The sequence below is a fragment of the Pseudomonas sp. ES1 genome (assembly GCF_050586605.1).
GTDB classification, from domain to species: domain Bacteria; phylum Pseudomonadota; class Gammaproteobacteria; order Pseudomonadales; family Pseudomonadaceae; genus Aquipseudomonas; species Aquipseudomonas sichuanensis.
Genome location: NZ_JBOBDM010000114.1, coordinates 1 through 6,651, shown reverse-complemented (window position 1 = coordinate 6,651; position 6,651 = coordinate 1). Strand labels below are relative to the sequence as shown.

Below are 6,651 nucleotides of genomic sequence, written 5' to 3'. Positions count from 1 at the left end.
CCAGGAGGAAATCAGCGCTTCAGCCGCGAGCCAGTTCGGCAAGGTGCGCTATCACTTCCTCGCTCTTGAGCACCAGCACATCGCCTTCCAGAGCGTCGAGCACCACTTCAGCAGTATTACCGATCAAAGCCCCCGAAATGCCTGTCCGCGCCACGGTACCGATGATGGTCACCACGGCGTCGTACTTCTTCTCGGTAAAGGGAATCAGTACATCAGCCGGCCCCTCCGCTACGTGCAGGCGCTCCTCGCTGATGTCGAACTCTGCCTGGAAGGCCTTGCAGGCGTCGCGATAGCGCTGCTCGATGGTCTCGGTAAGCTGGTAAGCCGGGTCGGACGCCGACAGCATGGGCGAGGGGTGTGCGCTGATCACATGAAGCTCACCTTTGGCCAGGCTGGCAATGTCATAGCCATGGTCGATGATGCTCGCATGCAGCCTGCGGTGGTCTTCATCCTGGTTGCCCACATCCACCGCTGCCAGGATCACCCCGCCAGTCCACGGCCGCTCACTCTTGACCATCAGCACCGCACAAGGGCACTGACGCAGCAGTTTCCAGTCACTGGGCGTGAGCAGTGCCTTGCGTAGCGGGTTATCCGGCCGATGTTCCTTGATGACCAGCTCACAACCTTCGGCCTGCTGCACACTGATGATGGTTTCATGCAGGGTGTCGTGCCTGGCCTGCTCGTGGGTGACATTGTCAAACCCGTCATCATGCAACTGGCTGCTGAGCAGGCTCAGTAGCGCACTGTGGTCATGCTTCTTGTCGCACATCAGCAGGTGCAGGCGAGCGCCGGTCACGCCGGCGATCAGCTTGGCCCGGGTCAGGGCGCGGCTGTGGGCGTGCTCGGGGTCGAGAACGACAAGGATGCTGCGAACGGCTTGCATGGTGTGAACTCCCTTCTGGATGGCGACCAATGCCTGACTATAGTCGGCGCACCTCCTGCCGCCGCTTGATATGCGTCAAGAATAGCCACTGGCACTCGCCGCTGCCGCCGGTATAATCGCCGGTCCTGCAGATATCTTTCGTGATTGTGAGTGTTATGTCCCAGATTCCTGAAATCGACGCCTTCCTCGGCTGCCGTACCCCAGACGCCTGGATCGAGGCGGCGCTGGCCGACCAGGAAACCCTGCTGATCGATCACAAGAACTGTGAATTCAAGGCTGCCAGCACTGCACTGAGCCTGATCGCCAAGTACAACACCCACCTCGACCTGATCAACATGATGTCGCGCCTGGCCCGTGAAGAGCTGGTTCACCACGAGCAGGTGCTACGGCTGATGAAGCGCCGCGGTGTACCGTTGCGGCCGGTGTCGGCCGGGCGTTACGCCTCGGGCCTGCGTCGCCTGGTGCGTGCCCACGAGCCGGTGAAGCTGCTGGACACGTTGGTGGTGGGGGCTTTTATCGAGGCGCGCAGCTGCGAGCGTTTTGCTGCCCTCGTACCGCACCTGGACGAAGAACTCGGTACCTTTTACCACGGCCTGCTCAAGAGCGAAGCCCGGCATTATCAGGGCTACCTCAAGCTGGCCCATGTGTACGGCGATGATGCCGAGATCGCCCGAGTCGTCGAGCAGGTACGGCAAGCAGAAGCCGAACTGATCAGCTCGCCCGACCAGGAGATGCGCTTCCACAGCGGCATCCCCATGGCCCACGCGGCCTGATCGGCCGCTATTGGCGGCGACCCAGCAGCAGCCCCACCACCAACCCGAAGCCTGCAGAAATCGCCACCGTCTGCCACGGATGACCGCCGAGGTATTGCTCGGTGGCATCGACCACCGGTTGCGCCTTCTGGCCCAGGCGACTGGTGGCGTCACGGGCCTGGCGCAGCTTGAGCCCCAGTTGGGCGCGCAGGCCGTCAGCGTCTTCGCCGACCAGCGATGCACTGTCACTGAGCAGTTTCTCGGACTCCTCGATCAACGCCTGGAGTTCGCTGAACACCTGGTCCTTGATCTGTTCACCATTGTTTTTCGCGGCGGTATTCCTGGCCATGTACACGTCCTCGTGCAGAGTGGGGTTGAACAGTGGATGCCGTGGCGTCGGGAAAGTTGCAGCGGCTTACCGACGCTCGGCCGCTACGGTGTAAGATAGCGCCCATTTTCCAGTGGCAGGTATTACCCATGAGTTTCAATCTGGCCAACATGAGCTTCGCGGAACGGGCGCAGATCGAGGCAGAGAAAGCGCGCTTGTTCCAATATTGGCAAGGCAACCTGGCCAAGGCCAAGGGTGAAGCAGGGCGGCTGATTGCAGAAAAGCCGCGACGCAAGAGCAAGTGGGCAGAGTGGGTGCGTGCCGAACTGGACGGCATGTCGCCGCCCGAGTTCACCCAACTGGTGCGCAGCGAGGTCAACAAGCTGATGGCTGCCGCCAACACCGGCCGCTGAGTCAGACCACTTTCAACTGGCCCCTGCAGCACCCAGCTCGAGCCACTCCTGCCGAGTGATCTCCCACACTTCCTGCGCCAGGCAACCGCTCACGAAGTTGCCTTGCCCAGTGCGCAGCAGGCGCATGCCACCGCGCTGGGAAACACGTCTGGACGCTTCATTGGGCGCCGCCTTGGGCACGCGCATGGCCTCGCGCTGCAAGGTGTTGAACCAGAACCCATCGACTACCGCGCAGGCCTCGGTCATATAGCCCCGGCCCTGGTGGGCGGGTGCCAGCCAGAAACCGCGGTTGTTGTCGGGCAGGTCCATCAGGCTGATGCTGCCGATCAGTTGCTGCGGGCGTTCGAGCAGGCGGATCGACCAGTGCCACTCACGCCCCGCAGCGATGGCCGGCAGGCAGATATCACGCAGGTAGCGCAAGGCACCATCCTCCGGGTAGGGCCACGGCACCAAGGCGTTCAGGTAGCGCACCACTTCCCAGTGGGGGAACAGCTGCTGGATGGCCTCTGCGTCGCTCAACTGCAAGGGGCGCAGCAGCAGCCGGGCGGTTTTCAGTTCAGGCGTAGAAGACATTGGTAGCTCCTTTACCAATTCAGGATGTTTACCAGCCGGCTGCGGTGGCAGCAGGCAAGTCCAGTTTGCCTTTGTCGGTGAAACGTACAGTACCCAGCGGGCCGCCGGCCAGTTTGCCGCGCAGCACATAAGGCAGCCCTTGCAGCGAATCCGCCCGGCTCAGGCCGTAGGCCTGGCGCAGGAAGGCGAAGGCGGTGACGCTCACCGGCACCACGATCACGGCTTCGTCGTAACGGCCGATGTGCCCACGCTGGTCACTCACGCCAGCCGCCAGGGGCTGGTCGTTGACCTCGAGATTGAGCGCGATGCCATTGAAGTCGACCGGTGTTTCGTTGGGGTTCTGCACGCGGATCTTCACCGCCATGCGGATCTCCAGGTCCTGGCCGGGCAGGGGGTCTATGCCGATCACACTGATGTTCAGCGGGTCGCGGTTGTGCAACAGCGCGCAGGCATTGAGGCCCAGGGCCAACAGCAGGATCAGGCAGCAGCGGAAAAGCATGGCGTTCACGGCCTCGACTAACGGGCGAGCCTGCAGTGTGGCAAATGCACGGCGGCGTTTAAAGTACTGACCAGCCCTCAGCCAAACACCGCGAGCAAATCCTCGACAAAAGCCCGTTGCGCTTCCCCCGGCACCTGCCCGCGATGCCGCGCCAAGGTAAACGGCACGATGAAATCCAGCCCGGTATCCAGCGCCCGCAAGAGCCCTTGCGCCTCCCACGGCGCGGCGCAATGGCAGGGCAGGTAACCGATATGCCGGCCTGACAGCACCAGCGTCAGCGCGCTGTCGATCTGCTCCGCCACCGCCATGCTGCAGCGGCTCTGGAACGGCTCGCCCTGCTTGAGAAAGCGATAGGGGTGGCGCACCTGGTTAACCTCCAGCAGTTGCTCCTGGCTGACATCGACAGCCTCGAACAGGGCGTGCCCCGCACCGCAGTACAAACGCTGGCGTTCATCGAACAGCGGTTGATAGTCGAACGCCGCCTGGTTGCCCGAAAAATAGCTGATCGCACAATCCAGCCGCTGCTCCAGCAACAGCCGTTCGAGCTCTGCAGGCGGGGCGCTGATCAGTTCCAGCTGCACGGCCTCGTCACGCTGGCGAAAACGCGCGATGGCCTGGGCGATGCGCAGGGTGACACTGCTGTCCTGGTTCTCGGCAAGGCCGATGCGCACACTGCCCAGCAGGCGCCCGGCCACGCCGTTGGCCTGTTGGCGAAACTGCTCGATCTGCAGCAGCAGGCCACGGCTCGCCTGCAGCAGCAGTTCGCCTTTCTCGGTCAGGCGAAACCCACCTTTGCCGCGGCTGCACAGGCGATAGCCCAGGCGCGTCTCCAGCTTGGCCATCTGCTGGCTGATGCTCGGTTGGCTGAGCCCCAGCACCCCCTGTGCGGCACTGAAGCCGCCAGCCTCGGCTACAGTCACGAACAGCCGCAGCAGGTGCAGGTCCAGGTCATGGAGTTGTCCAAGCATTACATTGCTCCAGGTGAATGTCAGCTTTACACAGTTGCCATTTTTGCAATGTAACCCGGCAGGCATGCTGGCGGCATCCACCCATTTGCCGAGGTGTCCGCCATGCGTCGAACGCTGTGCTTGCTGTCCCTGCTGATCGCCTTGCCGCTGCAGGCCGAAGAGAAGGTCGTCAACCTCTACAGCTGGGCCGACTATGTCGCCCCGCAAACCCTGCAACGCTTCGAGCAGGAGACCGGTTACAAAGTCCGCTACGACACCTTCGACACCACCGAAGTGCTGGAAACCAAGCTGCTCACTGGCCGCAGCGGTTATGACGTGGTGGTGCCGTCGGCCACCGTGCTGGCCCGGACGCTCAAGGCCGGGGCACTGCAACCGCTGGATGCGCAGTCGATGCCAGGCTACGCCAATCTCGACCCGGATCTTCTGGCCAAGCTGGCCGAAGCCGACCCGGGCAACCGCCATGCCGTGCCCTACACCTGGGGCACGCTGGGCCTGGGGGTGAACGTCGAGGCGGTACGCCAGCGCCTGGGTGATGTCCCCCTCGACAGCCTCGACCTGCTGTTCAAACCCGAGTACGCCAGCCGCCTCAAGGACTGCGGGATCGCCATGCTCGACTCACCGCAGGAGGTGATCGGCCTCACCCTCAACTACCTGGGCAAGGACCCGTACAGCCAGGACAAGAAAGACCTGGACGCCGCCCAAGGCCTGTTGCAGCAGTTGCAGCCCTCGGTCAGCTACGTGGCCAACGGCCGCCAGATCAACGACCTGGCCAACGGCAGCGTGTGCCTGGCACTGACCTACAACGGCGACGCCGCCACCGCCGCCGACCAGGCCCGGCGTGCCGGCAAGCCGTTCGAGCTGATCTACCGCATCCCCCGTGAAGGCACCCTGGTGTGGCAGGACAACCTGGTGATCCCCAAGGATGCCCCGCACCCCGAAGCCGCCCGGGCCTTCATCGCCTTCATGCTGCGCCCCGACTCGGTCGCCGCCCTGACCAACTCGCTGTTCTTCGCCAACGCCAACCAGGCTGCCACGCCGCTGGTGGATGAGGCGATCCGCACCGACCCGGACATCTACCCCCCGGCCGAAGTGCGCCAGCGCCTGTTCGCCGACCGCAGCATGGCGCTGTCCGACCTGCGCCAGCGCAATCGCCTGTGGACCGCCTTCCGCAGCCGCCAATAACAACGACAACACCAGGAGACAGACCGTGGATCTCGCCCAGGACAATGACCAGGCCATCACCCGTGACAGCCTCTACGGCACCGCCGCCGAGAGTACCTACGCCGGCATCACCAGTTTTTCCCGGCGCCGCTACAGCCGCGATCTGCGCGGGGTCGACGTGGTGGTCAGCGGCGTGCCGTTCGACACGGCCACCAGCAACCGCCCGGGGGCGCGCTTCGGCCCACGGGCGATCCGCGCCGCCTCGGTACAGCAGGCCTGGGCCCGGCACTGGCCGTGGGCGTTCGACCCGTTCGACCACCTGGCAGTGATCGATTACGGCGACTGTGCGTTCGACAGCGGCACGCCGGCGTCGGTACCCGACAGCATCGAAGCCCATGCCGAACGCATCCTCGAAGCCGGCTGCGCCATGCTCACCCTGGGCGGCGACCACTTCATCAGCTACCCGCTGCTCAAGGCCCACGCCCGCCGCCATGGCCCGCTGGCGCTGATCCACTTCGATGCCCACAGCGACACCTGGCCCGACGAGGAAGGCAAGCGCATCGACCACGGCACCATGTTCTGGCACGCCGCCCGCGAGGGCCTGGTAGACCCGGCGCGCTCGGTGCAGATCGGCCTGCGCACCACCAACGACGACAGCCAGGGCTTCGCCATCCTCGATGCCCGCCAGGTGCATCGCCAGGGCACCGAGGCGATCATCGCGGCGATTCGCCAGCGGGTGGGGGACATGCCTGTGTACCTGACCTTCGACATCGATTGCCTCGACCCGGCCTATGCGCCCGGTACCGGTACCCCGGTGTGCGGCGGCCTGAGCACGGTGCAGGCGCTGGAGATCCTCGGCGGCCTGCGCGGCATCAACCTGGTGGGGATGGACCTGGTGGAAGTTGCGCCCGCCTACGACCATGCCGACATCACCGCCCTGGCCGGGGCGACGCTGGCAATGGAAATGCTTTGCCTGTATGCCGCGCGGCACAAAGTGGGCTGAATACACGCAGACGATCGCGGGGGAAGTCACAGAGGCGTGCTCCCGCCACCTTCCCCCCCCCGCACCCACAA

General features: G+C 64.3%; 9 protein-coding genes. 4 read left to right on the top strand and 5 right to left on the bottom strand.

The window, feature by feature from the left end; all coding sequences use genetic code 11:
• Positions 1-19 precede the first annotated feature (19 nt).
• On the bottom strand, positions 20-883 hold the full coding sequence (locus tag ACQ4N9_RS26275) for a universal stress protein (protein ID WP_390969139.1): 864 nt from the start codon (positions 881-883) through the stop codon (positions 20-22).
• Between the two features lie 155 nt (positions 884-1,038).
• Here ACQ4N9_RS26275 and ACQ4N9_RS26270 point away from each other — a divergent pair, with 155 nt between their 5' ends.
• Complete coding sequence (locus ACQ4N9_RS26270; RefSeq protein ID WP_390969137.1) at positions 1,039-1,656, top strand: tRNA-(ms[2]io[6]A)-hydroxylase; 618 nt, start codon at positions 1,039-1,041, stop codon at positions 1,654-1,656.
• Positions 1,657-1,663: 7 nt separating this feature from the next.
• Here the strand turns inward: ACQ4N9_RS26270 and ACQ4N9_RS26265 are convergent, their stop codons facing one another.
• On the bottom strand, positions 1,664-1,984 hold the full coding sequence (locus ACQ4N9_RS26265) for a DUF883 family protein (protein WP_125464806.1): 321 nt from the start codon (positions 1,982-1,984) through the stop codon (positions 1,664-1,666).
• Positions 1,985-2,112: 128 nt separating this feature from the next.
• On the opposite strand from ACQ4N9_RS26265, the gene ACQ4N9_RS26260 reads away from it, so the two are divergent.
• Entirely contained in the window at positions 2,113-2,376 is a 264-nt protein-coding gene (locus tag ACQ4N9_RS26260) for a hypothetical protein (protein ID WP_390969135.1), read from the top strand.
• 12 nt (positions 2,377-2,388) lie between these two features.
• On the opposite strand, the gene ACQ4N9_RS26255 is transcribed toward ACQ4N9_RS26260, so the two are convergent.
• The 3 genes from ACQ4N9_RS26255 to ACQ4N9_RS26245 form a co-directional block, all read right to left on the bottom strand.
• Positions 2,389-2,949, bottom strand: coding sequence for a GNAT family N-acetyltransferase (locus tag ACQ4N9_RS26255; protein WP_390969133.1), 561 nt, complete (start codon positions 2,947-2,949; stop codon positions 2,389-2,391).
• 28 nt (positions 2,950-2,977) lie between these two features.
• On the bottom strand, positions 2,978-3,448 hold the full coding sequence (locus ACQ4N9_RS26250) for an LEA type 2 family protein (protein ID WP_390969131.1): 471 nt from the start codon (positions 3,446-3,448) through the stop codon (positions 2,978-2,980).
• A 77-nt stretch (positions 3,449-3,525) separates the two neighbouring features.
• Positions 3,526-4,416 (bottom strand): LysR family transcriptional regulator, encoded by an 891-nt coding sequence (locus ACQ4N9_RS26245; RefSeq protein ID WP_390969129.1) that lies wholly within the window; start codon positions 4,414-4,416, stop codon positions 3,526-3,528.
• A 102-nt stretch (positions 4,417-4,518) separates the two neighbouring features.
• Here ACQ4N9_RS26245 and ACQ4N9_RS26240 point away from each other — a divergent pair, with 102 nt between their 5' ends.
• On the top strand, positions 4,519-5,598 hold the full coding sequence (locus tag ACQ4N9_RS26240; protein ID WP_390969127.1) for a polyamine ABC transporter substrate-binding protein: 1,080 nt from the start codon (positions 4,519-4,521) through the stop codon (positions 5,596-5,598).
• A 25-nt stretch (positions 5,599-5,623) separates the two neighbouring features.
• Positions 5,624-6,580, top strand: a complete 957-nt coding sequence (speB, locus tag ACQ4N9_RS26235) for an agmatinase (RefSeq protein ID WP_110993954.1) — start codon at positions 5,624-5,626, stop codon at positions 6,578-6,580.
• The last annotated feature ends 71 nt before the right edge of the window (positions 6,581-6,651 follow it).

Coding starts and splice junctions, on each gene's coding strand:
- ACQ4N9_RS26240 (WP_390969127.1), top strand. CDS start 4,519: ATGCGTCGAACGCTGTGCTTGCTGTCCCTGCTGATCGCCTTGCCGCTG.
- ACQ4N9_RS26265 (WP_125464806.1), bottom strand. CDS start 1,984: ATGGCCAGGAATACCGCCGCGAAAAACAATGGTGAACAGATCAAGGAC.
- ACQ4N9_RS26270 (WP_390969137.1), top strand. CDS start 1,039: ATGTCCCAGATTCCTGAAATCGACGCCTTCCTCGGCTGCCGTACCCCA.
- ACQ4N9_RS26245 (WP_390969129.1), bottom strand. CDS start 4,416: ATGCTTGGACAACTCCATGACCTGGACCTGCACCTGCTGCGGCTGTTC.
- ACQ4N9_RS26255 (WP_390969133.1), bottom strand. CDS start 2,949: ATGTCTTCTACGCCTGAACTGAAAACCGCCCGGCTGCTGCTGCGCCCC.
- ACQ4N9_RS26275 (WP_390969139.1), bottom strand. CDS start 883: ATGCAAGCCGTTCGCAGCATCCTTGTCGTTCTCGACCCCGAGCACGCC.
- ACQ4N9_RS26250 (WP_390969131.1), bottom strand. CDS start 3,448: ATGCTTTTCCGCTGCTGCCTGATCCTGCTGTTGGCCCTGGGCCTCAAT.
- ACQ4N9_RS26260 (WP_390969135.1), top strand. CDS start 2,113: ATGAGTTTCAATCTGGCCAACATGAGCTTCGCGGAACGGGCGCAGATC.